The sequence below is a fragment of the Massilia timonae genome, from assembly GCF_001866515.1.
Lineage (GTDB): Bacteria > Pseudomonadota > Gammaproteobacteria > Burkholderiales > Burkholderiaceae_D > Telluria > Telluria timonae.
The window spans coordinates 4,308,379-4,335,377 of sequence record NZ_JRYB01000001.1 but is presented as its reverse complement, the minus strand read 5'-3'; the positions used below and the strand labels follow the sequence as shown (position 1 = coordinate 4,335,377).

At 67.3% G+C, this 26,999-nt stretch carries 19 protein-coding genes; 1 reads left to right on the top strand and 18 read right to left on the bottom strand.

The genetic code is table 11. From position 1 onward, the window contains the following. Position 1 precedes the first annotated feature (1 nt). From LO55_RS18370 to LO55_RS18310, 13 genes are all read right to left on the bottom strand, one after another. Positions 2–835 (bottom strand): carbohydrate ABC transporter permease, encoded by an 834-nt coding sequence (locus LO55_RS18370; protein WP_071362578.1) that lies wholly within the window; start codon positions 833–835, stop codon positions 2–4. An 8-nt stretch (positions 836–843) separates the two neighbouring features. Further along, complete coding sequence (locus LO55_RS18365) at positions 844–1,767, bottom strand: carbohydrate ABC transporter permease (RefSeq protein WP_071362577.1); 924 nt, start codon at positions 1,765–1,767, stop codon at positions 844–846. A gap of 19 nt (positions 1,768–1,786) precedes the next feature. Beyond that, positions 1,787–3,082: an extracellular solute-binding protein gene (locus tag LO55_RS18360; RefSeq protein ID WP_229410176.1), complete on the bottom strand. Its 1,296-nt coding sequence runs from the start codon at positions 3,080–3,082 to the stop codon at positions 1,787–1,789. Positions 3,083–3,164: 82 nt separating this feature from the next. After that, the gene (locus LO55_RS18355) at positions 3,165–4,136 is read right to left on the bottom strand and encodes a glycoside hydrolase family 43 protein (RefSeq protein ID WP_083415418.1); all 972 of its coding nucleotides are present in this window, start codon (positions 4,134–4,136) and stop codon (positions 3,165–3,167) included. A gap of 77 nt (positions 4,137–4,213) precedes the next feature. Continuing rightward, positions 4,214–5,203: a LysR substrate-binding domain-containing protein gene (locus tag LO55_RS18350; protein ID WP_071362575.1), complete on the bottom strand. Its 990-nt coding sequence runs from the start codon at positions 5,201–5,203 to the stop codon at positions 4,214–4,216. A gap of 74 nt (positions 5,204–5,277) precedes the next feature. Continuing rightward, positions 5,278–6,705 carry an ATP-binding protein gene (locus LO55_RS18345; RefSeq protein ID WP_143054671.1) on the bottom strand — a complete coding sequence of 476 codons (1,428 nt, stop codon included), beginning with the start codon at positions 6,703–6,705 and terminating at the stop codon, positions 5,278–5,280. Positions 6,706–6,748: 43 nt separating this feature from the next. After that, positions 6,749–7,456: a response regulator gene (locus LO55_RS18340; protein ID WP_071363851.1), complete on the bottom strand. Its 708-nt coding sequence runs from the start codon at positions 7,454–7,456 to the stop codon at positions 6,749–6,751. Beyond that, positions 7,428–8,723, bottom strand: coding sequence for an ABC transporter substrate-binding protein (locus LO55_RS18335; protein ID WP_229410175.1), 1,296 nt, complete (start codon positions 8,721–8,723; stop codon positions 7,428–7,430). Before LO55_RS18335 ends, LO55_RS18340 begins: the two co-directional genes overlap by 29 nt. Before the next feature lie 87 nt (positions 8,724–8,810). Further along, the gene (locus LO55_RS18330; RefSeq protein ID WP_071362573.1) at positions 8,811–11,372 is read right to left on the bottom strand and encodes a family 20 glycosylhydrolase; all 2,562 of its coding nucleotides are present in this window, start codon (positions 11,370–11,372) and stop codon (positions 8,811–8,813) included. Positions 11,373–11,410: 38 nt separating this feature from the next. Further along, a complete protein-coding gene (locus LO55_RS18325; RefSeq protein ID WP_370659611.1) occupies positions 11,411–12,655 on the bottom strand; it encodes an ABC transporter substrate-binding protein in 1,245 nt (414 codons plus the stop codon). Then, complete coding sequence (locus LO55_RS27060; protein WP_071362571.1) at positions 12,652–14,568, bottom strand: MFS transporter; 1,917 nt, start codon at positions 14,566–14,568, stop codon at positions 12,652–12,654. The genes LO55_RS18325 and LO55_RS27060 overlap by 4 nt, the downstream gene beginning before the upstream one ends. Before the next feature lie 97 nt (positions 14,569–14,665). Then, positions 14,666–17,332 carry a TonB-dependent receptor gene (locus LO55_RS18315; protein ID WP_071362570.1) on the bottom strand — a complete coding sequence of 889 codons (2,667 nt, stop codon included), beginning with the start codon at positions 17,330–17,332 and terminating at the stop codon, positions 14,666–14,668. 346 nt (positions 17,333–17,678) lie between these two features. After that, positions 17,679–18,785, bottom strand: a complete 1,107-nt coding sequence (locus LO55_RS18310; RefSeq protein WP_143054554.1) for an acyltransferase family protein — start codon at positions 18,783–18,785, stop codon at positions 17,679–17,681. 244 nt (positions 18,786–19,029) lie between these two features. On the opposite strand from LO55_RS18310, the gene LO55_RS18305 reads away from it, so the two are divergent. Next, positions 19,030–19,941 carry a LysR family transcriptional regulator gene (locus LO55_RS18305; RefSeq protein ID WP_071362568.1) on the top strand — a complete coding sequence of 304 codons (912 nt, stop codon included), beginning with the start codon at positions 19,030–19,032 and terminating at the stop codon, positions 19,939–19,941. A 26-nt stretch (positions 19,942–19,967) separates the two neighbouring features. Here LO55_RS18305 and LO55_RS18300 read toward each other — a convergent pair whose 3' ends face one another. The 5 genes from LO55_RS18300 to LO55_RS18280 form a co-directional block, all read right to left on the bottom strand. Next, the gene (locus tag LO55_RS18300) at positions 19,968–21,317 is read right to left on the bottom strand and encodes a dicarboxylate/amino acid:cation symporter (RefSeq protein WP_071362567.1); all 1,350 of its coding nucleotides are present in this window, start codon (positions 21,315–21,317) and stop codon (positions 19,968–19,970) included. A 121-nt stretch (positions 21,318–21,438) separates the two neighbouring features. Then, positions 21,439–22,527 carry a tartrate dehydrogenase gene (locus tag LO55_RS18295; RefSeq protein ID WP_071362566.1) on the bottom strand — a complete coding sequence of 363 codons (1,089 nt, stop codon included), beginning with the start codon at positions 22,525–22,527 and terminating at the stop codon, positions 21,439–21,441. A gap of 220 nt (positions 22,528–22,747) precedes the next feature. Further along, on the bottom strand, positions 22,748–24,145 hold the full coding sequence (locus LO55_RS18290; protein WP_083415416.1) for a cytochrome c: 1,398 nt from the start codon (positions 24,143–24,145) through the stop codon (positions 22,748–22,750). A gap of 12 nt (positions 24,146–24,157) precedes the next feature. Continuing rightward, positions 24,158–25,933 (bottom strand): GMC family oxidoreductase, encoded by a 1,776-nt coding sequence (locus tag LO55_RS18285; RefSeq protein ID WP_071362565.1) that lies wholly within the window; start codon positions 25,931–25,933, stop codon positions 24,158–24,160. Between the two features lie 6 nt (positions 25,934–25,939). Then, complete coding sequence (locus tag LO55_RS18280) at positions 25,940–26,671, bottom strand: gluconate 2-dehydrogenase subunit 3 family protein (RefSeq protein WP_071362564.1); 732 nt, start codon at positions 26,669–26,671, stop codon at positions 25,940–25,942. Positions 26,672–26,999: the final 328 nt, after the last annotated feature.

Below are 26,999 nucleotides of genomic sequence, written 5' to 3'. Positions count from 1 at the left end.
TTCAGCCCTTGAGGCCACTGGCGGCCAGGAAGCCCTGGGTCACGCGGCGCTGGAACGCCACGTAGGCCAGCGCCACCGGCAGCGCCCCGAGCAGGGCCGCCGCCATCAACTGGGCATAGCGCACCCCGAAGGCGTCGTAGGTCTGGGTCAGGCCCAGCGGAATCGTCATCATCTCGTTCGACGTCACGATGATGAACGGCCACAGGAAGTTGTTCCAGGCGCCGATGAAGGTCACGATCGCCATCGCCCACACGATGTTGCCCGAGATCGGCAGGTAGACGCTCCACAGCACCCGCAAGGGCCCTGCCCCATCCATCACGGCCGCCTCGCGGAAGTCGGCCGGAATCGCGTCGAAGAACTGCTTGAACACATAGATCACCACCGGCGAGACCACCTGCGGCAGCACCAGGCCGGCGTAGCTGTTGATCAGCCCGAGCTGGTGCATGGTGCGAAACAGCGGCACCAGCAAGGCCTCGAACGGCAGCAGGAAGGCCAGCATGGCGCTGCCGAACAGGAGCGAGCGCCCCCTGAACCGCAGCTGCGAAAAGGCGTAGGCCGCCATCAGGCTGATCGCCATCGTCACCACCGTCACCAGCAACGCCACCAGGGCGCTGTTGAACAGCCAGCGCGGCAGGTTGCCGGCGCCGAGCGTCTTGGCGAAGGCCTCCACGGTCCAGGTGCGCGGCAGCCAGTGGAAGGTGGCCGACACGGTTTCGAGTTCGGGCCGCAGCGCGGTGGACAGGGCCCACAGCAGCGGAAAGACCCACAGCGCCGCCAGCATGCAGGCCGACGCCGTGGCCACGATGCTCCAGCCAAGCTGGGACGGATGCCTCATGCCACGCTTCATGTCCCCCTCCCGCTGCGCGCCCGCTGCCACGAGCGGCCCAGCCACACCTGCAGCAGCGACAGCGCGATGACCACCGTCATGAACGCCATCGCGATCGCCGCCGCATAGCCGGCGTCGCTCTGGGTGAACGCGGTTTCGTACATATAGTGCAGGGTCACGCGGGTGGTGTTGAACGGACCGCCGGTGGTAAGGATATAGGTCTGGCCGAAGATCTTGAGCGAGGCGATCAGCTGCAGCAGCAGCGCAGTGCCGACCACCGGCCGCAGGGCCGGCCACGTGATCGCGCGGAACAGGGTGAAGCCGCGCGCACCGTCCAGCGCCGCCGCTTCGTACAGCTCGGCCGGGATATTGCGCAGGCCGGCCAGCAGCATCAGCATATTGAAGCCCACGGTCCACCAGATGGTGCCGATCGCCACCATCGGCATGGCCCAGTCGACGTCCGCCAGCCAGGCGCGCTGGCCGCCGACGATGTGGTTGATGACGCCCGACGACGGTTGCAGCATCCAGTCGGCGATCAGGGTCATCACCGAGATCGGCAACACATAGGGCAGGAAGAACGCGCCCTGCAGCCAGCTCGACGCGCGCACGAAGCGGTGCACCAGCAACGCCATCAGCAGACCCAGGGCGGTCAGCGGGATCACGGTCAGCAGCGAAAAATAGAAGGTGTGGCCGAGCGAGGCCCAGAACGCCTCGTCGCGCACCAGGGTCGCATAGTTGGCCACGCCGACGAAGGCGCTGGTGCGGGTCAGGCTGCTCTCGGTCAGGCTGAGCCAGAAGGTCTGGGCCGCCGGACCCAGGAAGAACAGCACGAAGACCAGCACGAAGGGCGCCAGCAGCAGCGCCGCGGGCAGGCCCTCGGCGCGCCCGGCGCCGGGCGGCGCGGCCCGGGACAGGTCTGTACTCGCTGCGCGTTTGAGCATCGGATTGCCTTCTCTTTTATCAGTAACGGGGCGGCCGCTTGCGCAGCAGGCGCGACGCCTCTTTTTCGAACATGATGAGCGCCCGTGCCGGCGCCAGCTGCCCGGACAAGGCCCCGGGCAGGTATTTCGACGCCATCGCCTCGACCGGCCCGGCGGCGCCCATATACCAGCCGTCCGGATCATAGACGACGTTGGCGGTCGCCCCGGCATACAGGGCGTTGGGCATCAGGGTGCGCGCCGCAGGCGACTCGGCCACCGGACGGTAGGCCGGCACGTGGCCGCCCTCGGCCCAGCCCATCGAGTTGCGGCTCACGAAGTCCATGAAGGCCAGCACCGCGCGCACCTTGGCGGCGGCCATCGGTTTGCCTTCGTTGGCGGGAATCGCGAACGCGTGCGAATCGGTCCACACGCTGGCGTCCTGGTACAGGCGCGGCAGCGGCACGATGCCGTACTCGAAGCCGAGCGTGCGCTGGCGCGTGGCGCGCACCAGTTCCGGCACCTCCCACACGCCGTTGATCATGAAGCCGGCGCCGCCGCCCATGAACTGGCTGGTGGAGGCAGGGTAATCCAGCCCGGCCTGCGCATAGCCGCCGGTGAACCAGGCGCTGACCCTGGCCAGTTCCTCGACGCCGGCCGCGCCATACGCGAAGCGGCCGTCCTCGATCAGCGGCGCCTTGCGCTGCGCCAGGAGCGACACCCACAGACGCCAGATCGCGTAGGAACTCTGGCTGGCCTCCATCGCCAGCCCCGCCCTGCCGCTTTTCTCCTTCACGCCGCGAAAGGCCGCGCTCAGGGCCGCATACCCCTCGATCGGCTTCAGAAGGCGGGCGTCGTCGAGCAACCCGGCCGTGGCCGCCAGGGTTTTGTTGTAATACAGGACCAGCGGATGCAGGTCGAGCGGGATCGCATAGTTGGCGCCGGCATGGCGCGATTTTTCCCACTGGCGCGGAAAATAATCGCCGCCTTTCAGGCCCGCGGCCGCGAGTTCGTGCTCGCCGATCGGCCGCAGCACGCCGCCGCCGGCCAGGTTGGGCAGGCGCGACAGGTGGATGGTGGCGATGTCCGGCCCCTCGCCCACCACCGACGACGTAATCAGCTTGGTGTAGAACGGCTCGCCCCATTTCAGCGTGGTGCTGACCACGCGCGCCGCGCCCTGGCTGGCATTGAAGGCCTCGACCAGCGCGCGCATGCGCGCGCCGTCGCCGCCGCTGAGCAGCGTCCACATGCGGATCTCGACCGGCGCCTGCGCGGCTACCCGCGCCGCCGGCAATCCGAGCAGGATCGAAGCCGCGAGAAATCTCCTGCGCTCTGTCACCCTGTCTCCTGTCGTCTGGTTGCGCACTGCCGACATTATGGACCGCAATCGCCCGGCGCCGCGGCACGCCTGGGGCGCGTGCTCACCGCACCAGGGTCGGTCCCCGCACCACCGGCGCCCCGTCGACCCAATCGAGCCTGTCGATATACAGGAAACGCCGCTTGCCGCGACTGCCATCGCGCTCGAGTTCCCAGGCGTGATAGGCGATGTAGTCGCGCCCCCCGGCCCGGAACACCGACTGGTGGCCCGGCCCCACCAGCGCCACCTCGGGGCGGCTTTTCAGGAACGGTCCGTCGCCCACCGGCTGGCACGGCCCCAGCGGACCGGCGCAGCTGGCGTGGCCGGCCGCATACGAGCCGTCGCCGAAATCGTTGGCCGAATACAGCAGCGTATAGCGGCCGTCGCGCAGGACCATGGTCGGCGCCTCGATCACCTTGCCCTCCCATGCGCGCCCGTTGGTCAGCAGCCTGACCGGCTGGCCCACCAGCCCCACGCCGTCCGGGCTCAGCTCCTGGGCGAAGATATGGGTGGGCTGCTTGCAGCAGTTGCCGTCGTTCTTGAAGTACAGGTAGAGCCGCCCGCCGTCCTGGAACGGGCTGGCGTCGATGGTGCCGCCCAGCGCCGCCTGGCAGATCAGCGGCGCGGCGGCGCTGTCGACGAAGGGGCCGCGCGGCGAGCGCGCCAGCGCCGCGCCGACGCACTGGCGGTCGGTGGTCCGGTCGTGCGCCGTGTAGTACAGCACGTAGCGCTCCCCGAGCTTGACGACTTCGGGCGCCCATACGTGCGGCACCGGCTGGCGCACCCAGGACGCCAGCGCCGGCATCGCATCGGGCAGCGCGCGCCAGGCCTGCAGGTCGGCCGAATGCAGCAACTGGACGTGCTTGCCGTTGGCATTGGTCGCGTAGGCGTAGTAGCCGCCGTCGTGCGGCAGCACGAATGGGTCGGGAAAGTCGCCCAGCGAGCTGGCGCCTTGGGAGTGGCGCTGGGCCTGGCCCGGCAGCGGCAAAAGCGCCGCGCACAGGCCGGCCAGGCAAAGTGGCAAGCGGTAGTCCATGGATGGCTGTCTCCTCGGCGCCGTGGGCGGCTGCTCGTGTGGTGACAGGCATCATACGAACGCCCACCGCCCGTTTCCTATAACGAAACGCGCGGGAGATATGCCAATTCCGTATTCATCTGGCGCGCGCGGCGCGCCACGCCGGCCGCTTCGCGCAGCGCCCCCAGCATCGCCTCGGCCGAGGGCGACAGGTGATGGCGCTTGCGCGTGACGATGCCATAGACGTCGGCGCGCAGCCCGAGGTCGAACGGCAGCAGCGCCAGCTGCCCGGCGTCGAGCTGGGCGCGCACCAGTTCGGGCGGCAAGGCGACCACGCGCTCGCCGTCGGCCAGCAGCTGCGGCACCAGCGGCAGCGACGCCGTCTCGACGACGTCCTGCGGCGGCTCCAGCCCATTGCCCATGAACAGGGCCATCAGCTGCTCGCGCAGGCGGCACGGCGGCGGCAGGATCCAGGCCGCGCCGGCCAGGTCGGACAGCGCCAGGTCGGCGCGCGCCAGCCAGGGGTGGCCGGCGCGCACCACCAGCGCGTGCGGCTCGTCGGCCAGCGGCTCGAAGTCGAGTTCGGCGCCGGCCGCGGGATCGAGCACGTGGCCGAGCACGATGTCGAAGTCGCCGGCGCGCAGCGTCTCGACCAGCGTCTCGCTGGCTTCGACCGTCAAGGCCACCTGCACCCGCGGGCTGCGCTCCTTGAGCAGCCGCACCGCCTGCGGCAGCAAGGCCACGGCCGGCGTCAGCACGCTGCCGATGCACACGCGGCCGTCGACGCCGGCCAGGCCCTGCATGATTTCCTGGTGGGCGGCGTCCATCTCGGCCAGCGCCGCGCCGGCGCGCCGGATCAGGATCTTGCCGTGCCAAGTGGCGACGACGCCGCGCGGCAGGCGTTCGAACAAGGGCACGCCGAGGGCATGCTCGAGCTCACCGATCAGTTTCGAGGCGCCGGGCTGGGTCAGCCCCGCCGCTTCGGCGGCATGCAGGATGGATGCGTGGCGCCCCAGCTCGACCAGCAGCACCAGATGGCGCGTCTTGAGGTGGAAACGGATGAACCGGGTCGAGGATGCGTCGCGCATGCCGCATTGGCCAATTGTCGTTTTTTTAATCCTAAAGCATTGCGCGCGCGGGCGTCAAATAATGTCTGGTTCTGTCACGCGGCGGCAACGGCCGCCTGGCTGCGCGCGGGCAGCCTTACCTGCGCCACCAGGCCGCCTTCTGGATGGTTGCGCAGTTCCAGGCGCCCGTCGTGGGCCTCGACGATGCCGCGCGCGATGCCCAGCCCCAGGCCCATGCCGCCATCGTTGCGCTCGCGCCCATGGGCCAGCCGCACATAAGGGTCGAACAGGCTGGCCAGCGCGTCCTCGGGCACGCCCGGCCCGTGGTCGCGCACCTCGACCACGACGCTGCCCGGCTCCTCGCGCACCGCGATCTCGGCCCGGGCGCCGTAGTACAGGGCGTTGTCCAGCAGGTTGCCCAATGCGCGCTTGAGCGCCAGCGGCTTGCCGCGCACGTCGACGCCGGACGGCTGGTAGAGCACCTCGTGGCCGGCCAGGCGCGCGCTCCTGACCAACCGTCCCAGCAGCGCGTCGAGGCGGATCCGGGCCGGGTTCTCGTGGATGTCGCTGTCCTTCACGCACTGCAGCGCGCCCTTGACCATCATGTCCAGTTCATCCAGGTCTTCTTCGAAGTCGTCGCGCAAGGCCTCGTCGTCGAGCAGTTCGGCGCGCAGCTTGAGGCGCGTGATCGGGGTGCGCAGGTCGTGCGAGATCGAGATGAACAGGCGCTCGCGGTCCTCGATGTAGCGGGCGATCCGCTCGCGCATGGCCCCGAAGGCGCGCGCCGTGTTGACGAATTCGCGGCTGCCGGTTTCGGGCAGCGGCGCTCTGGCGTCGTCCTGGCCCTGGCCGACGGCGGCGGCGGCGTCGGACAGCGCGGCCAGCGGGCGCGTGATCGAGCGCACCACCAGCAGGCAAAGCAGCAGCACGACGGCCAGCGACAGCGCCTGGGGCATCAAGCGGTCCCAGCTGAACGGATCGCTGCCGCTCAGGAAGTACGGGTTCGGCATCAGCGCCGCCAGGTATAGCCAGTTGCCCGGCTCGATCTCGGTCTGGATCACCAGGATCGGCGCCGGATCGGGCTGCAGCAGCAGCACATGCTGGACCCAGGCGTTCGGCAGGTCTTCCAGGCGCACGTCGTGCTCGGCCACCACCAGCCGGTCGGGCCAGGCGAAGGCGAGCCGGAAGCCCGGCGAATTCGGCAGGTCGCCTTTCAGCGTGGCGGCCACCGTGGCGATCGCCTTGTCGGCCAGCGGATGCGGCGCGATCTGCTCGATCGGCACGTAGGCGTGGTTCAGGTTGACGAAGAAGCGCGTCCCGCCCATCTCGCGCAACTGCTGGATGATGAGCGCGCGATAGGCCGGCGGCAGGCTGCGAAAGAACCGGATCGCGCCGGCCGCGCTGTGCGCCACGTACCTGGCGGCCGACTGGGTCTCGACCTGCGACTTGTAGCGCAGCTGGCTGGCCCAGATCGCGCTGGCCGCCACCTGCGTCACCAGCAGGCCCGCCGCCATCACCAGCATCAGGCGTCCCAGCAGCGACGCCGGCACCCAGCGCTGGAGCCGGCTACGCACTCGACACGCTGACGTCGGCCGAGAACACGTAGCCGGCCCCGCGCACGGTCTTGATCAGCGCCGGCTGCTTGCCGTCGTCGTTCAGCCGCAGGCGCAGGCGGCTGACCTGGACATCGAGCGAGCGGTCGGTCGGCCCGACGTCGCGCCCGCGGGTTTCCTCGCACAGCAGGCCGCGGTCGAGGACGATGCCGGGGTGCTCGACGAAATACTTCAGCAGCTGGAAATCGAGCCCGGTCAGCGCCACCTGGACGCCGTCGGGATCGAGCACCTTGCGCTCCGTGAGGTCGAGCGTGAAACCGACGAAGCGGTAATAGCGCGCGGCTGGCGCGTCCTGCGCCGAGCGGCGCAGGATCGCCTTGATGCGCGCCAGCAGCTCGCGCGGGCTGTAGGGCTTGGCGATGTAGTCGTCGGCGCCCAGTTCGAGGCCGACGATGCGGTCGGTCTCGTCCGAGCTGGCGGTGAGCATGATGATCGGCACGTTGGAGCGCTGGCGCACCTGGCGGCACAGCATGAAGCCGTCGGTATCGGGCAGCATCACGTCCAGGATCACCAGGCACAAGCCCTCGGGCTGGGCCTGCAGCGCGGCCAGGAAGCTCTCGCCGTCATGCGACAGGATCACCTCGTACTGGTTCTTCTCCAGGTAGGTCTTGAGCAGTTCCCGGGTCTTCTGGTCATCGTCCACGATCAGTATCTTGCGCACCTGCCACTCCAAGAGGTTTGAGATTGAATAGCCGGAACAGCGCGCCGAGGCGGCGCTGCGCCTGGGACGGCGGCACCCGGTCGTCCAGGAAGAACCGGTGCACCTCGGCGATGACGGCCTCGCGGCTCGCTTCGTCCAGCGCCATGCGGTGCACCAGGCTGGGCGCCTGGACAGCGGCGCCGCGCGCGAACACGGTCCACGACTGGCGCGCGCAGCTGTCCATGGCGGCGGGGTCGGCGTCGCGCCGCACCGGCACCCCGCCCTTGAGCGCATTGAAGCCGGCCTGCACGCTTGGGGCCACCATCAGCCGCGCCATCCTTTCCTGGGCCGCCATCTGGCGGTAGTCGCCCGCGAACATGGCCAGCGTGTCGACGCTGTACAGGTGGTAGCCGGCGGTGTCCGGCGCCGCCGCGCAGCCGAAGTCGCGGTCCGGCAGCGCCTTGAACTCGGCCAATTCGGCCTTGGCCCAGTCGCCCATGATCATCATGCCGGCCTGGCCGCGCGCGAAACGGCGCACCACCTCGGGCCAGGGACGCTCGTCGATCTCGCCCTGCAGCCAGCCCTTGATGGTGCGCAGGCGCAGCAAGGCCTCGTGGGTGCGCCGGTCCGCCGCCGCGGCCGGGCTGCGCTGCACGAACAGTTCGCGGTAGAAGGCCGGCCCGCTCTCGGCCAGCACCAGGTTCTCGAACAGGGCGGCGACCTGCCAGGCCTCGCTGCTCTGGGCCAGCGGCGCCACGCCGGCCGCGCGCAGGCGCCGCGCCACGTCCTCGAACTGGCGCCAGGTGACGGGCGGCGTCAAGCCGAGGCGGGCGAACAGCGGGCGGTTGTAATACAGGGTATTGACGCGATGGATGCCGAGCGGCGCGGCCACCACGTGGCGACGGTGCACGACGAGCTGGCGGATGGTCGGGAACAGGAAGCCGGCCCAATCGTCAGAATCGGCGACCTTGTCGAGTTCGAGCAGCAGGCCCAGGTCGGCCCATTCGGCGATCGACGGGCCGATCAGCTGGGTGACTTCGGGCGCATCGCCGGCCAGCACCCTGCCCTTGAGGACCTTGCCGGCGCCAAGACCGGCGCCGCCCGGGATCGCGGCGTCCTGCCACGCGATGCCTTCGTCGGCCAGGCGCGCCGCCAGCAGGTCGGCGGCCTTGCGTTCGCTGGCCGAAGTCCACCAGTGCAGCACCTGCAGGCCGGGTCCGTCGGCGGATGGCGTGGCGGCAGAAGGGACGGCGGCGCAGGTGCAGGCCAGGGCCAACGCCCACCTCATGACACCAGGCCAGGCCACTTTCTTCATCGACGCCATCACCACGATCCCGCTGAAAGCACCGACTATATCGCAAGGGCGGCCAGGGCGCTAGCGTCGCTCGATGGTGGCAACCTCGCCCATCCTGCCGTTGCGGTCGAAGGCGGCGGCGCGGATCGTGCCGCGCGCCGCGATCGGGCCGTTCACGACCGGGCTGCTCGCGCTGGGCGTGCTGCCGTCGACGGTGTAGCGCAGCAGCATCCCGGGCAGGACGTGGTTCACCTTCACCTGCCCGCCCTCCTCGACCATCCCCGGCGGCGCGATCCGGTAAGCGACCCGCGAGCCGTCCAGGTCGAGGCGCGGCAGCACGCGCTGGCCGAGGGCGTTGACGAAGCCGGTCCAGGCGGCGCGGTGCAGCACGTGCGCCCTGGCCGGATCGTTCTCGCGCGCCCAGGCCGGGTCAGGCGCCCAGCCGCGCTCGGCCACCGCCACCAGGCGCGGCATCACCAGGTAGTCGATGCGGGCCGGGTCGCGCACGGTCTCGACGAACAGGTTGGCCTGCAGGCCGCGCACGCGGCGCTTGCCGTAGTCGGTCAGGCGGTCCTTGCCGATGCGCGCGCTTTCTGGCGCATTCCTGTTGATGTCGAGCGGGATGAAGTCGTACACGGTGTCCAGCTCCACGTAGGCGCCCCAGTTCACGCCATGTTCATCGGGATTGGCGTTGTGGGCCATGTCCATGTACATGCGCGTCACCGGCGTCAGGACGATGTCGTAGCCGGCATTGGCCAGGCGGTAGGCCAGGTCTTCGTTGCCGGTGGTGTTATTCCACACATAGGCCGAGAAGCCACGTTGCGGAAAGCGCGGATTCGGGATCAGCTTCGGACGGCCGTCGAGCATCGTCTGGCGCGCCGCCAGCTCTTCCCAGCCTGACATGAACAGGCCGTGCTTGCGCAGGATGCCCTCGACGCGGTCATAGAAATAATCCCACAGGTCGACCACGGTCTCCAGATTGTGCTTCTTCATCATGGCGGCGCTGACGGGCGACTTTTCCCAGGCGCCGTGGGCCAATTCGTCGCCGCCCATATGGATGGTCGACAGCGGCACGCCGGCCTCGCGGTGCAGCTTGACCACCTCGTCCACCACGTGCGCGATGAAGGTGTAGGTCGACTCATGGCCCGGGTTGATCACGTTATCGCCGAACAGCTGCGGCGAGTTGTACACCGAGCGGTCTTCGAGGTCGTTGAGAAGATATTTGGCGTAGTCCGGGTCGCCGGCCGCCTTCAGGCGGTGGTAGCGCGACTCCATCGCCTGCACGGCGGCGCGCGCGTGGCCCGGCATCTCGATCTCGGGAATCACCTCGATATGGCGCGCCTGGGCGTAGCGCAGGATTTCCTTGTACTCGTCGCGCGTGAAATAGCCGCTGCCGCTGGCGTCCTTCGGGTCGGGGCCGGAACCGTAGGCCGGCTGCAGGCGCACGCCGGGCCTGGCGGCATGGCCGCGCACCGCGCCGATGTCGGTCAGCTCGGGCAGGCCGGCGATCTCGAGGCGCCAGCCTTCGTCGTCGGTGAGGTGGAAGTGGAACTTGTTGAGCTTGAAGCGCGCCATCAGGTCGAGCCACTTGAACACGGTCTCCTTGCCGTGGAAATTGCGCGATACGTCCAGCATGAAGCCGCGATAGCCGAAACGCGGGGCGTCGACGATGGTCAGCTCAGGCAGCGCCGGCGACTTCGTCCCCGGCAGCGGCATCAGGTCGCGCAGTGACTGCAGGCCGTGGGCGACGCCGGCCGCGCTGTTGCCGACGATGGCGATGCCGCCATCGGCCGCGATCGTCAGGCGGTAGGCTTCGGGCGAACTCTGGCCGGGCACGCTGGCCACGGAAAGGCGCAGCGAAGGACCGCCGCTGGCCGGCAGGTCTGCAGCGAACAAGGAACGCGCCAGCGCCGCCTCATTGGCCAGCTTCGATGACGCCTCCACGTTTGGCTTGCCCTTGAGCGCCAGCGCGCCCTTCCCGGCATCGAGCTGCAATGGCGTCGGCAAGACCTTCGGCACGGCGGACGCGGGCAGCAGCGCGGCGCGCGCATTGCGCTGGTAGGTATCCTGCGGGGTGACCAGCGAGTGCGGGCTGTCCTTGACGCCGGCCTGCGGCGGTTGCGCCAGCGGCACGACGCTGTAGGCGAGCGCGACACCGGTATCCGGCGCGGCGTCGTACACCAGGTAAGGGCCTGACGGCGCCTTTGACGAGGTGTAGACCGAATCCGAATGCTGGTAATCGAAGGCGACTGTCTGTCCCGGCGCCAGCCCCTTGAAGCCGGGACCGGGATACAGGCGGAACAGGCCGCCGGCGATCTGCTCGAGCAGGATGCCGTTCGACTGCACGCCCTTGGGCATGCGGTCGATCGCATTGAAGTACAGCGACCAGCCGTGCGCCGGCAAGGCCCGGGTGTCGCGGTTGGTCAGGGTGAAGCGCGCCGGCGACGTCCCCTTGGGCAGCTGTGCGTCCGCCACGGGGCGCCGCAGCTCCCATTGCAGGTGCAGCCTGGCGCCGTTCGCCACGGCGCCGGCGGATGTCGCCGCAGCCTGTGCTTCCTGCGCCGTCGCCGGCAGCGCGAAGGCCATCATGGCCGCCATCAGGGTCGACGCCACAGCGCCGCCAACCATCGTTGTCTTACCCAAGAGTGTCTCCTTATTGCGCCGATGCGCGCTCGTCCACATCATTTTTGCCCTGGTCGGCCTTGCTCGACCCTGTTCTGCAGCCTGACGGCGCCATCACCCGGCGCCAGGCTCCCGTTCAATACCTGCGACGTCACGTTCCACAGTTCGACTTCCATGCTCGGCTGGCCGCGATTGAGCACCTGGGCGTTAATCCGGATCGTCGACGCGCAGCGCTTGCGCCATTCGGCCATCTGCTTGGCCACCGGGTCGCGCACTGCGATCAAGTGGTGCGACAGGGTGAAGAACCCGGTCAGCCGGTTGGTGTACAGGTCGGCGAATTCCTGCGACCCGACCCAGGCGATGAATTTGTAGGCGTCTTCCTTATTCTTCGAATGGCGGTTCACGCCCAGCCCCAGGTCCATGTGGTCCGAGATATGGCAGGCGGCGCCCTCACGGGGCAGCGGCGGCGGGAACACGCCCAGCGCCAGTCCGGGCGTGCGGCTGAAGTGCGCGATGTCCCACGAGCCGGCCGGATAGATCGCCGCGCCGCCCGACGCGAACCTGGCCTGGCTGGCCGCATAGGTCTGTCTTGCGGCGCCCACCGGCAGGTAACGGCCCAGGCGCGCGGTGAAATCGAGCGCGTCGACATAGGGCCGGTCGGTAAGCCTGGCGCGCCCGGCGATCAGGGCCTTGCGCCCCTCTTCGCCACGCCAGAAATTCGGGCCGATGCTCGTGTAGACGATCTGGCTCGACTCCCACTGCTCGGCCGTTCCCAGCGCCAGCGGCGTCACCCCCGCCTCTTTCAGGACGTCGAGCACGCGAAAGAAATCATCCACCGTACGCGGCGGCTGCAGGTCGTGGCGCCGGAAGATGTCCTTGTTGTAGAAGAAGCCGTGAATGACGGAAGCGACCGGCATGCAGAAAGTATCCTTGCCGTCGTCGGTCTGCCAGGCCACCAGGCTCGATCGGTCGAAATTCTGCAGGCCTGGCCTGCCGTCCAGGCGATCGAGGTGGCCGCCCTGATACAAGGCCAGCGACACGTCGAACGGCCGGCAAGCGATCAGGTCGCCCGCCGTACCCCTGGCCAGGCGTGCGCCGACGGCCACGTCGTAGCCGGTCGGCGCGGTCGGCGCGAACTTCACCGTGACGTCGGGATGGTGGCGTGCGAAGGCCGGCAGGAGCACGTTTTCCCACAAGGCCTTGTCGTCCACGCGCCAGCTCTCGATCACGAGTGTGCCGGCGCTTGCCGGCAGCGCCAGAGCCGCCAGCAGCGCGCCGAGCATGCCGTAAAGGATCCCTCTCACCCGTGCTGTCCCGCCGCGCCGCGCTTGGCCTTGGGCGCCGCGAACAGCCGCTCGATCTCTTCGAGCGACTTGCCGCGGGTCTCGGGCAGGAAGAAGGTGGCGGTGACGAAGTAGATGGCGGTGCATGCGGCCCAGAACAGGAACATCATGTGGTAGCCGAAATTGCCGACGATCGGCAGGAAGGCGCCGGCGATCAGCGTGCCCGTCCCCTGGTTGATCAGCAGCGCCACGCCCATGCCCACCGACCGGATCCGGGTCGGCATCAATTCGGACAGGGCCAGCCACACGCACACGCCGGGGCCGATCGAGAACGAGGCGATGAAGAAGGCGATGAACACGGCCGCCAGCTGGCCGCTGCCCTCGTCCGGCGTAGGACCGACGGTGGCGCGCACGATCTCCAGAGGCACGCCGGCCGGCGCGCCCTTCGGCGGCTGCACCGATACGCGCTGGGCCATGTACACCCGGCGCGCGGCATCGACCGTGGCGCGGGCCTCGGCCGGCAGGCTCGCGATCATCTGCTGGGCTGCGTCCAGTGCGGACGCAGCGCCGCGGCCGGCCCAGGCGGCGCGCGCCCCTTCCAACAGTGCGCGCTGGTCGGGCGGCAATGTTGCCGCCAGCGCCGCCTCGCGCGCCAGCACCGCCCGGGCTTCGGCGGTCGGCGTATACGCTTCGGCCACCTGCTGCGCATCGCCGTACTGGTACAGGATCGTCAGCTGCGCCGGGCCGGCGGCATGACCCAGCCTGGCGTCGACCAGGTTGAGGTCTAGCGCATTATCACGTACCAGCGCCGCCACCTCGGCATGCACGTCGACCCGCTGCGACTCGAAGCGGTGGAACAGCAACGCCAGCAGGCACAGCGAGACCATGATGCCGGCGGTGCCGATCTTGAGCAGGAAGACGCGTCCCTTGCGCTCGACCAGCATGATGGCGCCGACCGTCATCACCATGTTCAGGATCTTGATCGCGGTGCCGTGGCTGGCCGCGCTCACCGGATCGAGGCCGGCATGCTGCAGGATGGTCGACATGAACTGCAGCAGCGAGTTGATGCCGGTCGCCTGGTTGCAGCCCAGGATCACGCAGGCCAGCACGAACGGCAGCACGTAGCGCCGCTCGGTCAGCATCTCGGTGAGCGCCGCGCCGCGCGAGAGCTTCGGGCGCGCGCGTTCTTCCGCCAGCGAGGCCTGGATCTCGTCGGCTTCAAGCGCGCAGGCGCTGGCCGGCCGCAAGCGTCCCAGCACGGCGCGCGCCTGGTCGGCGCGTCCCTGGCGCATCAGCCAGCGCGGCGACTCGGCCACGAACAGGCAGCCGAGCAGGAACAGCGCGCCCGGATACACCACGGCCATGAACATGCTGCGCCAGGCGTGGTCGGCGGCGGCCGTCGCCGCGGCGGCGTCGCTGCCGGCGGCCTGGATCGCCAGCTCGGCATTGCCCAGATAGTGGTTGCCGATGAAGGCGGCCAGCACGATGCCGGCCGTGAGGGCAAACTGGAACAGGGCGAGGCCGCGGCCGCGCCGGTCGGCCGGCAGGCATTCGGCCAGGTACAGCGGCACCACGACCGCGATCACGCCGCCGGACAGGCCCTGCAGCAGGCGCCCCAGCAGCAGCGGCACGAAGGATTGCGACAGGTAGATCACCGTGACGCTGCCGACGAACAGCAGCGCGCTCACCACCAGCATCGGCTTGCGCCCCAGCCAGTCGGCCAGCATGCCGGCCACCACCGAGCCGAGGATCGAGCCGGCCATCACGGCCGCCACCACCAGCGACAGCTGGCCCTCGGTCAGGCTGGTGGCCCGGTGCAGATAGGGCAAGGCGGGATCGATGATCCCGATGTCGATCCCGTACAGCAGCCCTCCAAGGCCGCAGATCGCCGTCAGGAAGAACAGGTGCATGCGTTGTTTGTTGTGATTGGCCATTCCTTGCCTTCGCCTCGATCAATGCTTCTTGTTCCAGGAGCGTGGCCGCGCGGTCTCCGGCGCGCGGCTGCGTCCTCCCATCTACTGCTACCGGAGATTACCAGGACGTGCCGACCCGCAGTCCAAACATGCGCGGATCGTTATAGGACGCGAGCAGGAAGCGCTCGTCCGGTCCGCCGATGCCGGCCCAGGTCTTGGCTCGCTTGTCGAAGGCGTTGCGCACGTACAGCTCCGCATACCAGGGGAAGCGGTCGCCGTCCGGCCCATTCAGGCGCAGCGAACCGTCCACCTGGGCATAAGCGCCCTGCACGCTCGACAGGTGGGCCTCGTCCAGGTTGCGCAGGTTGAAGAACATCTTGTCCTGCCAGCGCGCCTGGATCCACGGCGTCAGCATCCAGCCATTACTGAAGTGGAAGTCCTGCGAGAAGCTCAGGTTCATCGTGCGCGGCGGCGAGTACGGCAGGCGATTGCCGACCACATCGTAGGGACGCAACTGGGACAGCGCGGTGTCGGGACCCGAGTAGTAATCCGGGCATGGCGTGATGCCCTGGGCCAGGCGCGAGCCGCAACCCAGGTCGTCGCTGAAGGTGTGGTAGTCGGCCACCTTGGCCGACAGCAGCGAAGCCGAATAGGTGATGCGGGCGTCGCGCCATGGGCGGTACTGCCCTTCGAGTTCCAGCCCCTTGATGTTGGCGCGGCCGATATTGCGGGTCGACCACCAGCTGATCACGGCGTTGCAGCCCGGGTTGTCGGCGGCGCACGGCCGCTTGTTCTGGCCGACCGTGTGCTGGCCCGTCATCTGCATGTCCTTGTAGCGGCTGTAGAACAGGGTGGCCGACAGGGTCAGGCGGTCGTCCAGCATCTTGCCCTTGTAGCCGAATTCCAGGTTGGTGACGGTCTCCGGGCTGTACGGCAGGAAGGAATACTGCGGGCCGCTCGGACCGGTGGCGCAGTCGTACGGCACGCCGTTCGGGTCCAGCATATTGCCGCACAGGTTGAAGCGGTCGTTGAAGCCGCCGGCCTTGTAGCCGGTCGACAGCGAGGTGTAGAACATGGTGCGGGTATCAAGCTGCCAGGTCAGGCCCAGGCGGCCGGTGGTCTTGCGCCACGAGTCCTTGTGATTGCTGATCGAGGCTGCGGCCGGGAAGGCGCCGCTGCCGTAATAGGCGCCCATGCCCGGCAACAGCATGCTCGAATCGATGCCCTGCCAGCCCGGTGTGCCCGGCGCACCGGGCGTGTAGAGGCCGTTGAAATAGTCGGTGCCGTAGGCTTCCCAGAACTGGCCGTTGGCGTCCTCGCGCTCGTCACGGCTTGCGCGCGCCCCGACGGTCAGCGTCCATTTGGGGATGAATTCCCAATCGGCCTGGGCGAAGACGGCTTTCGACTCCGAGATGCGGTGCGGCTGGTGGTAGAAGTTCGCGGTCGGGTAGCCATTGGGGCCGCCGCCGCGGAAGTCCTGGCCGTAATCGAGGGTGTTCTTTTCCTTCATGTAGAACAGGCCGGCCACGTAGCGCAAGCCGCCGAAGTTCTGGCGCAGCTGCAGCTCGTGTACATCGGAAGCGAACTTCGAGGCCAGCGTATAGGTGCCGTTATCGTACACCGGCCAGCGGTCGCCGATAGCCCAGGCGGTGGCGTCGACGTCGGCCTCGATCGGGTGGTAGCCGCCGTCGCTGTCCTGCTGCTGGAAGCGGCGCTGGATCGCGTGCGCATAGCTGTACTCCACGTCGGTCTGCGCATTGACGTTCCATACCAGGTTCGAGCGCGCGGTGCGGATCGACATGTCGGTGATGCCCGGGATGTTGATCGCCACGCTGTACTTGCCGCCCGTGCAGGCATAAGGCGTGCCGGCCGCCTGGTCGCAATCCTTCATGGCGATGTCGCCGGCATCGTTGTTCTGGTAATTCTCGAACGCCAGCAGCCATTGCAGGTTGTTCGTCACCTTCCACAGGCCGGATATGCGCGCTGCCCACTGGTCGCGGTTGGTGTAGTAGTCGCTCTTGTCGACGTCGCGGTTCAGGCGCTGGTCGGTGTCGGGAATGCCGTCGGCGTAGAAGCCTTTCGAGGGCATGTGGACGTCGTAGTCGTCGCGGGTCTGGTCGATCCAGCCGTCGCGCTTGACGCCGCTGGCGGTGAGGCGCAGCGCGAAGCGCTCGTTGACCGGGATGTTCTGCACGACCGAAAGCTGGCGCTGGTTGTAGTTGCCGACGTCCAGCATCACATTGCCCTCGTCGCTATCGAGGACCGGTTTGTTCGGGATGATGTTGATGCTGCCGCCGGTCGAGTTGCGGCCGAACAGCGTGCCCTGCGGGCCGCGCAGCACTTCCAGGCGGTCCAGGTCGAACAGCAGCGCCAGCGCGCCTTGCGGACGCGGCGAATAGATGCCCGCCACGTGCAGGCCGACGGCCGGGTTGCCGATCTCGGTGAAGTCCGAGTTCGAGACGCCGCGAATCGCGATCTGCACACCCGAACTGCCGTCGACCGCGCCGCCCAGCTGCAGGTTCGGGATGTCGCCCGTCAGCGCCTTGATGTTGACCACGCCCTTGCGGGTGAGTTCTTCCTGGGTCACGGCGGACACGGCGACCGGGGTCTTCAGCAGCGAGGTGCTGTAGCGGGTGGCGGTGACCATCACTTCCTGGATGGTGTCCGGATTCGGCGGCGGGACTTGCGCCGCGGCCTCCTGCGCTGAACCCGGCGCCGCGAGCAGCGCCAGGGCGCCGGCGACGGCCGAACTGATCAAGGTCTTCCTGCGGTTCGATTCAAGCATGCTGTTTTCCTTTTGGTAGCGCGACGGTGATGCCGTCATCTCGAGTGATCCCACCTGCCTGTGTGCTGCTGTCTGCTGCGGTCGTTTCTACTTTCTTCGTTGCATGTTTTGACAGTAGCACCGTTGCCAGGACAGGCCAAACGAGGCCGCCGGACGCGCCGGAATATTCATAAGCGCCTGATTTTTATACATTTTCCTCACGAGCCCCATCCCGGCGCTTACACTTCTTTACGTTGCGCGGGATTTTTCGCCGCGAAATCCCCAGCGCCTGGGATTTCACGCGAGACAAGTATTCAAATCCTTACAATTCATTACAGAGCGCTGTGCCGCAATTGCAACAAGCGACTTACAGCTTGACGTAGACGCCGCGCCGGTCCATCGCCCACGCCACGATCCAGCAGGCCAGCATGTATCCCAGCGCGAACAGGAAGGACGCCAGGACCGGCTCGGTCCAGGGCAGGATCGCCCGCTGGTAAAGCCACTGGTACAGCGACATGTCGCCCACCCGCAGGCGCACCAGCGCCACCACGCCCAGCGTCGACAGCATGTAGATGAACAGCGTGTTCTTGCCGAAGACATCGAAGAAGGCGGTCCCGGCGCGCAGCCCATTCAAGTCGATGGCCCACACCAGCACGGCCAGCAACACCAGGTTCCAGCCGATGCTGACCACGACGTAGGAGCTGGTCCACAGCTTCTTGTTGATCGGGAAGGCGGCGTCCCAGCCGTGGGCGAACAGGATGCAGGCGGCGCCGGCCGCGAGCAGCGCCGCCACGGTTCGCAGGCTGCGGCCCGTCCGCTCGATCCAGGCGACGGCGAGGTAGCCGCCAAGGACGTTGACGACGGCCGGCACGGTGCTGAGGATGCCTTCCGGGTCGAAGGGAATGCCGTCGCCCGCATACATGTGCGAGGCGCCCAGCACGACCAGGTCGAGCATGCGCACGGCGTTGCCGGCCAGGGTATAGTCGCCGAGCTGCCACAGCACCCACCAGTAGCCGAGCAGCAGGACGGCGCCGGCGGCCAGTGCGCCGCGCACGCCGCCGTGGCGCACGACCAGGGCCGCAACCAGGTAGCACAGGCCGATGCGCTGCAGCACGCCCATGATGCGCACCTCCTCGAAGGGGATGAAGGCGCCGTCCGGCGTGAAGAACGGGAACCAGTACAGCAGGAAGCCGCACAGGAAGATCAGGGCCCCGCGCCGCAACACCGTGCGCAGGAAGCGCGCATCGTCCATGGCCGCCAGTTTCTTCATGCTCAGGCGCAGCGCGCAGCCCACCACGAACAGGAAGGATGGGAACACGAGGTCGGTCAGCGTATAGCCGTGCCATGGCGCGTGCACCAGCGGCGCATATTGCGCGCCCCAGCTGCCGGGGGTGTTTACGACGATCATCAGGGCCAGGGTCAGACCCCGCAGGACGTCGATCGAGAGATTGCGTGAAATGGTCGAGGGTGGCATCTGGCGTTTCCGTTTGACATGACGGATCCACCGTAGCATGACGTCGCGGCGCGCTGCAATGCCCCTCCCTTCGCCCGCCCCGCAAAGCGCAAGTCATTGATTTCACGAGACATCCCTACCGCGCACAAAGAGATGGCGCTTACACTTCCTTACACGGCGTTCACGGCGTCCGGCGCCGAAGATGCACCTTGTTGCCGTTTGAAGATGGTGCTAAGGTCGCGGCATTGTCAAATTTGAGTCAAGAATGTCGACACCTTCCAATGCCCCTTCCGAGATGTCGTTCTTCAGCCTGCTGGTGCGCGCCGGCAGCCTGTCGGCCGCGGCGCGCGAGCTGAACCTCACGACCGCGGGCGTCAGCAAGCGCCTGGCCCAACTCGAGGCACGCCTGGGCGTGCGCCTGCTGCAGCGGACCACGCGCCGCATCGGCCTGACGGTCGAAGGCGAGATGTACCTCGCCCATTCGCGCCGCATCCTCGGCGACATCGCGGACATGGAACAGATGATCACCAGCGCCAGCACCGCCCCCAAGGGGCTACTGCGGGTGAATGCCACGCTCGGCTTCGGCCGCAGCCATATCGCGCCGCTGATCTCGTCCTTCCACCAGCGCTACCCGGACGTCGAAATCCAGCTGCAACTGACGGTCAACCCTCCGAGCCTGGTCGAAGATGCCTGCGATGTGTGGATCCGCTTCGGCGAACCGCCCGACACCCGTGTCATCGCGCGCCGCATCGCCTCGAACCGGCGCCTGCTGTGCGCGGCGCCCGCCTACCTGGAGCGCTGCGGTACGCCGCGCGTGCCCAACGACCTGGCCCGCCACAGCTGCATCGGCATTCGCCAGGGAGCGGAAGGCTACGGCATCTGGCACCTCAAGTCGGGAACGCGCTCCGAGACCGTCAAGGTACGCGGCCCACTGAGCACCAACGACGGCGAGATCGCCGTCGACTGGGCGCTCGCGGGTCACGGCATCATCATGCGGGCGGAGTGGAATATCGCGCACTACCTGGAAAGCGGCAGGCTGCGCCAGGTGCTCCCCAACTGGGAAACGCCGCCGGCCGACATCTACGCGGTCTATCCGCACCAGCTGCAGACGGCGGCGCGGGTGCGCGCCTTCGTCGACTTCGTGGCCGACGCCTTTGCCGCGGCGACGCCGGCCTGAGCGGCGGCGCACCGGACGGCATCAGCTCAGGCGCTGGCCTTGTGAGTGGCCGGCACGCCGACCAGGTTGAGCTCGACCGCTTCCGGCGCCTCGCCCGGCTCCCTGGCCAGCGGCGCAGCCTCGTGGCCGTCGAGGATGCGCTGCATGCGCGGACGGTCCAGCGCCCCCACCCAGCGCGCGATGGCGACCGTGCCCACGGCATTGCCGATGGTATTGGTGATGGCGCGCGCTTCCGACATGAAGCGGTCCACGCCCAGCAGCAGCACCATGCCGGCGACCGGGATGTTGCCCATCGAGGCCAGCGTCGCAGCCAGGGTGATGAAGCCCGATCCGGTCACGCCCGCCGAACCCTTGGACGTCACCATCAGCACGCCCAGGATCACGAACTGGTCCACCAGCGACAGCGGCGTGTTGGTGGCCTGGGCGATGAAGATCGCGGCCATGGTGTAGTAGATGCACTGGCCGTCGGGGTTGAAGGTGACGCCCGACGGCACCACCAGACCGACCACGGGCTTGGATACGCCCAGGTGTTCGAGCTTGTGCATCAGCTGCGGCACCACCGACTCCGACGAGCTGGTGCCCAGCACGGTCAGCAGTTCGTCCCGGATGTAGCGCAAGAACTTCCACAGGCTGAAACCCGCCGCGCGGGCGATCGCGCCCAGGACGAACACCACGAAGGCGGCGCAGGTCAGGTACATGCAGGCCATCAGCTGGCCCAGCGAGACCAGTGACTCGAGGCCGTACTTGCCGACCGTGAAGGCGATGGCGCCGAAGGCCGCGATCGGCGCGATGCGCATCACCATGCCGACCACCACGAACATCGCGCTGCTGAACGCCTCGAGCACGTCGACGACAGGCTTCGCGCGCCGTCCCATATGCGACAGCGCGATGCCGAACATGGTCGCGAACACGAGGATCTGCAAAATATTGTTGTTGGCCAGGGCATCGATCACGCTGGTGGGCACCATCGCCAGCAGGAAGTCGACGAAGCCGCCGGAGGTCGCCGCGGCTGCCGTGTAGTTGCTGATCGCGCCTGCATCGAGCGCCTTCGGGTCGACGTTCATGCCGGCGCCCGGCTGGAACACATTGACCACGACCAGGCCAAGCAGCAGCGCGAAGGTCGACAGGACCTCGAAATAGATCAGGGCGCGTACGCCGACGCGCCCCAGTTCCTTCATGCTTTCCATCCTGGCGATGCCCAGCACCACCATGGCGAAGATGACCGGTGCGAACACCATCTTGATCAGGCGGATGAAGACGTCGCCGAGCGGCTTGAGATCGACGCCAAGCTGCGGGTAGAGAAATCCGAGCAGGCCGCCGGCGACGACGCCGATCAGGACCTGCACGTACAGTTTTCCAAAGAAGCGCGTTGACATGGTGTCTCCTTGATGTATGCGGCGTCCCCTCTTCGCTCTGCGGCGAGATGTGTTGCGGGACCCGTGCAGGATGGCGCGCGGCCTGGCAGGCCGGCGCCGGCGGGTGCTGATGTAGCCTGGCTCAGGCGGCGGCGCGCTCGCGGCCCGCGCCGATGAAGTCGCACACCGCCCGCGTCACCTCGGCCGTGGTGGCCGCGCCGCCCAGGTCTCCGGTGTGCAGCGCCGGCGTGCTGGTCACGCTCTCGATGGCCTGCATGACCTGCGCCGCCGCGGCGTGCTCGCCCAGGTGCTCGAGGAGCATCACGACCGACCAGAAGGTGCCGATCGGATTGGCCAGTCCCTTGCCCATGATGTCGAAGGCGGAACCGTGGATCGGTTCGAACATCGATGGGTAACGCCGCTCGGGATCGATATTGCCGGTCGGGGCGATGCCCAGGCTGCCGGCGAGGGCCGCCGCCAGGTCGCTCAGGATGTCGGCGTGCAGGTTGGTGGCGACGATGGTGTCGAGCGTGGCCGGGCGGTTGACCATGCGCGCGGTCGCGGCGTCGACCAGCTCCTTGTCCCAGCTCACGTCCGGGAACTCCTTTGACACCTGCAGCGCGATCTCGTCCCACATCACCATGGCGTGGCGTTGGGCATTGCTCTTGGTGATGACCGTCAGCAGCTTGCGCGGACGCGACTGCGCCAGCCGGAAGGCGAAACGCAGGATGCGCTCGACCCCGACCCGGGTCATCATGCTGACGTCGGTCGCGGCCTCGATCGGGTGACCCTGGTGCACGCGCCCGCCGACGCCCGAGTATTCGCCTTCCGAGTTCTCGCGCACGATCACCCAGTTCAGGTCTTCGGCGCGGCAGCGCTTGAGCGGCGCGTCGATGCCCGGCAGGATGCGGGTCGGCCGCACGTTGGCGTACTGGTCGAAGCCCTGGCAGATCTTCAGGCGCAGGCCCCACAGGGTGATGTGGTCGGCGATGTCCGGATCGCCGGCCGAGCCGAACAGGATGGCGTCCTTGCCGCGCAGGGCCTCCAGGCCGTCGGCCGGCATCATGACGCCATGCCTGCGGTAATAGTCGCCGCCCCAGTCGAAATCCTCGAAGGCGAACTGGAAGCTGCCGCTGGTGGCGGCCAGCGCCGCCAGGACTTCGCGGCTGGCCGGGATGACTTCCTTGCCGATGCCGTCGCCGGGAATGGTGGCGATATGATAGGTTTTCATGCTGCGGTCTCCGTACAGTGAGTGATATTGTCGGCTCACTGTAGCGCGCCGTCCCGGCGCACGAACTACCGCGGACTCAAACCATTATCAACTCCCAGTTGACAATGCCGCGTGACTCGGGCGGTCCCGGCCCATGCTCGCCTCGTAACAGAAAACGAAAAAGCGCCGCCGGCGCCCGTCGACTTGACGGGTGCCGGCGGCGCCATGGCCACGTGTCGGATCAGTGCTTGGTATCGCCCTTGTCCGCCGTGTGCAGCTCGTGCTCCTTGACCAGCTTGCGCACCTTCGCTACGTCAGCCGCGCCGACCGGCGAAGCCTGGTTGCCCCAGCTGTTGCGAACGAAGGTCACCAGCTGCGCGGTCTCTTCATCCGACAGACGCCATGCGAAGCCCGGCATGCCCAGGTCGGACGGCGCCGTGTGGGTCGACGGCAGGCGCGCGCCGGCCAGGATCACGCGGATCAGCGAGGTCGGATCTTCCTGCAGCACGGTCGGATTGCCCGGCAGCGCAGGGAAAACGTCGCCGGCGGCCTTGCCGTCCACGCGGTGGCAGGCCGCGCAGTTGTCCAGGTAGAGCTGGACGCCGCGTTCGCTGTCGTTGCCCTGCATGATCTTCTGCACGGTGGCGTCGCTGGCGGCGAAGGTGGCCTTCTTGTTGCCGCTCTCCGGCAGGCTCTTGATGTAGAGCGCCATCGCCATCAGGTCGTCGTCGGTCATGTTCTGGGTGCTGTGCTTGACCACGTCCTGCATCGGCTCGCCCAGCACGCCCGAGTGCTTGTTACGGGCGGTCTTGAGCGTGTCGACGATGTCCTGCGCCGTCCAGTTGCCCATGCCGTCGACCTTGTCGCCGCGCAGGTTGACCGCCAGCCAGCCATCGATCAGCGGACCGCCGGCCAGGTATTCCGGACCGGATTCGTCCAGCGCCAGCTCGTTGAGCGTCGCCGCACGCGGGGTGTGGCAGCTGCCGCAGTGGCCCAGGCTCTGCACCAGGTAGGCGCCGCGGGCGATCTTCTGGTCGGCGTACTTCGTCAGGTCCATCGGGCCCTGCACCGGCACGAAGGTCTTGCGCCAGATGCCCAGCGGCCAGCGCATCGACAGCGGCCAGCTGATCTCGTTGTCGCGGTTGGCCTGCTTGACCGGCTCGACGCCGTGCATGAAGTAGGCGTACAGCGCGCGCATGTCGTCGTCGCTCATGCGGGCATACGACGGGAACGGCATCGCCGGATACAGGGTGCCGCCGCCCGGCACGATGCCGTGGCGGACCGCACGATCGAAATCGTCCAGCGAGTAGTTGCCGATGCCGGTTTCCTTGTCCGGCGTGACGTTGGTCGCGTACATATTGCCGATCGGCGACTGGATCACGCGGCCGCCGGCGAACTCCTTGCCGCCCGGCGCCGTGTGGCAGGCGATACAGTCGGACGCGGTGGCGACGTAGCGGCCCTTCTCGATCAGGCCGGCGTCAGGCTTGGCGCCATTGGCCAGATTGGCGAGCTGCGGACCCGGTTCGATCTTGCGGGTCTCGGTCGGCGCCACGGCATAGCCATAGGCGCCGGCAAGGACCACCGCGCCGGCGATGGCGAGACCGAGGACGATTTTCTTGACAGGTTTTTGTTTGGTCATGTGTTCGTCCTCTTATGCCTGCACCAGCGGGCCCGGGTTCTTGATGTACTGTTCCCGGATCGCTTTCGCGCACCAGTAGGCCAGCGCGCCGACCATGCCGGTCGGGTTGTAGCCGTTGTTCTGCGGGAAGGCGTTGGCGCCCGGCGCGAACACGTTCGGCACGTCCCACGACTGCAGGTACTTGTTCAGGGCCGAGGTCTTCGGATTGGCGCCCATGATCGCGCCGCCGACCGTGTGCGTGCTCTGGTACTGGTTGATGTTGTAGTGCGTGCCCGGCTTCTTGGCATCGCCCTTGGTCGCCAGCGGATTCAGGACCTTGCACATCTCCTGCGCCTTGTCGACCAGGTAGGCCGACGCCGCGATCTCGTTGTCGTGCCAGTCGAAGGTCATGCGCAGCAGCGGACGGCCGAAGGCATCCTTGTAGTTCGGATCCAGGTCCAGGTAGGCGTCGTCGTACGACATGCAGGAACCCTGCACTTCGTAGTAGAACGAGTGACGCATCGCATCCTTGGCGCCCTTCTTCCAGTCGCTGCCCCAGTTCGGCACGCCCGGCGCGGTCGCGATGCCGCGCACCGGACCGCCGCCCGGCTGGCGCGCCCAGATCACGCCGCCGCCGACGAAGCCCGACTTGGTCGGATCGTTGCGGTTGCCGTTCAGGTCGTCGAAGGTGGTGCCGCCGCCGCCGATGCCCATGAACTGGTTGGCGTGCACGTTCTTGTCGAAGAACAGCGAGACGCGGTTCAGGTTCTGGTACGAGTAGTTCCTGCCGACGGTGCCGGTCTTGGTCACCGGGTCGTAGGCCGGGCCGATCTTCGACACCAGCATCAGGTGCACGTTATACAGCGAGAACGCGCCCAGGATGACGATGTCGGCCGGCTGTTCGCATTCCTGGCCGCCGGCATCGAGGTAGTTCACGCCGGTGGCCATCTTGCCGTCCGCCGTCAGGTTCACCTTCAAGACCTGGGCCAGCGTGCGCATCTCGAAGTTCTTGCGGCCGCGCAGCACCGGGAAGATGTTGATGTTCGGGCTGGCCTTCGAGTAGTTCAGGCAGCCGTAGTCCGAGCAGAAGCCGCAGAAGTTGCACGGGCCCATCTGGCAGCCGTACGGGTTGACGTAGCTGGCCGAGGTATTCGAGGCCGGGATCGGGAACGGGTGGTAACCCATTTCGCGCGCCGCCTTGTAGAACATTTCGCCGCCCAGGTAGTCAGGGTTCGGTCCCAGCGGGTATTCGCGCGAGCGCGAGCCTTCGAACGGGTTGCCGCCTTCGACGACCTTGCCGTTCAACACGCCAGCCTTGCCCGAGGTGCCGCACACATATTCGAAGTGCGAGAAATGCGGCTCCAGCTCTTCATAGGTGACCGGGAAATCCTGGATCGACATGCCGGCCGGCATGATCTTCTTGCCGTAGCGCTGCTCCATCGTGCTGCGCAGGTTGAAGTCTTCCGGCAGGGCGCGGAAGTGCACGCCCGACCAGTGCGAACCCGCGCCGCCCACGCCGGTGCCCGGCTTGAACGAACCCATGCGGCGCTTCGGCACCGCCACGGTGTTCAGGTTGTGACGGATCGTCACGGTCTCTTGCGCCAGCGACTGCAGGTATTTGCGGTGCACCGAGCCTTCGAGCTCGTCGATCACGCGCGGATAGGCGAAGTCGGTCTGCGTGTCGCGGTCAGGGCCGCGTTCCAGGATGACCACGTTCAGGCCAGCGTCCGTCAATTCCTTGGCCATGATGGCGCCGACCCAGCCGGCGCCGACGATGACCACGTCTTTTTTCTCTTTTACGATTGCCATATTCTCTTATCCCCTCCGTCCAGCCAGGTCCACCGGTCCCAGCGGATACGGTTTGTCGCGAATCTTCACCCACTCCAGGTAGTCGCCCCGCATGCCGGGGTAACCGATCATCTTCCAGGCGCCCATGTCCTTGTTGCCGCCGTGGCTAGGATCGGAGAAGTAGCCGGCGCGGGTCTCGGCCAGGAAGTCGGCGAAGAAGGTCTTCGACGAAATGTCGGCGAGCTTGATCTTGCCGCCTTCGAGGTCCTTGAGGACCGATTCCTGCATGCGCACGTCGAGGTCGGCGAAGGCCTTGCCCGAGTAGGTCTTGGCGCAATGGGCGTCCACGTTGGCAATGCCGACGCGGATGATGTCCTTCAGCGCCAGCTTGCCCTGGTAACCGAACTCCGAGGTCGCTTCCAGGAACGGGCCCTGCATGTACCAGATGCTGCCGGATGCGTACGGCGACTGCATGTGGCGATCGATGAACTCGGGCACGCCCAGTTCGACGGCGCCGGGGCCGTGCTCGTCATGCGGAATCAGGCGATCGACCGCGGCGATCACGAATTTCCATTCCTTCGCGTTGAAGAACTTGGGCGTGTAGGGATTTGGCTTGCCTTCCGGTGCTGCGGTGGCGGTGGCATTGGCGTTGGGCAGGCCCTGGTGGATGGCTGCCGCCGCTGCGCCCGCGCCCATGGGCACGAACACCAGGCTCTTGATGAGGCGCCGCCGCGATGGGGATTGCTGATCGTCGGACATGAAGTCTCTCTCTCAATGTAAAGAATGTATTTTGTATGCAAAATGCAAGATACATAGTACCAACAACCGCCCTACTATGCCAAATCGAAATATTGGTCATCAATAATTTCCGTGAAGAAAATTTTATACGCAAAGGGGTTGAGTGCGAGAAACACCGCAAGACAGAACGGCCGACAAGCACATCCCTTCGGCAACCAGGAGTTACATACCACAAGCCTGAGGCAGGTGCTAGAATGGCTATTTCGAAAGTTCAGAAGTTTTAGAATGTTCTGATTTTACGGTTCGGTCGACAGCGGCAGCCTGATTTGACGGACCCCAGCCAGCGCTT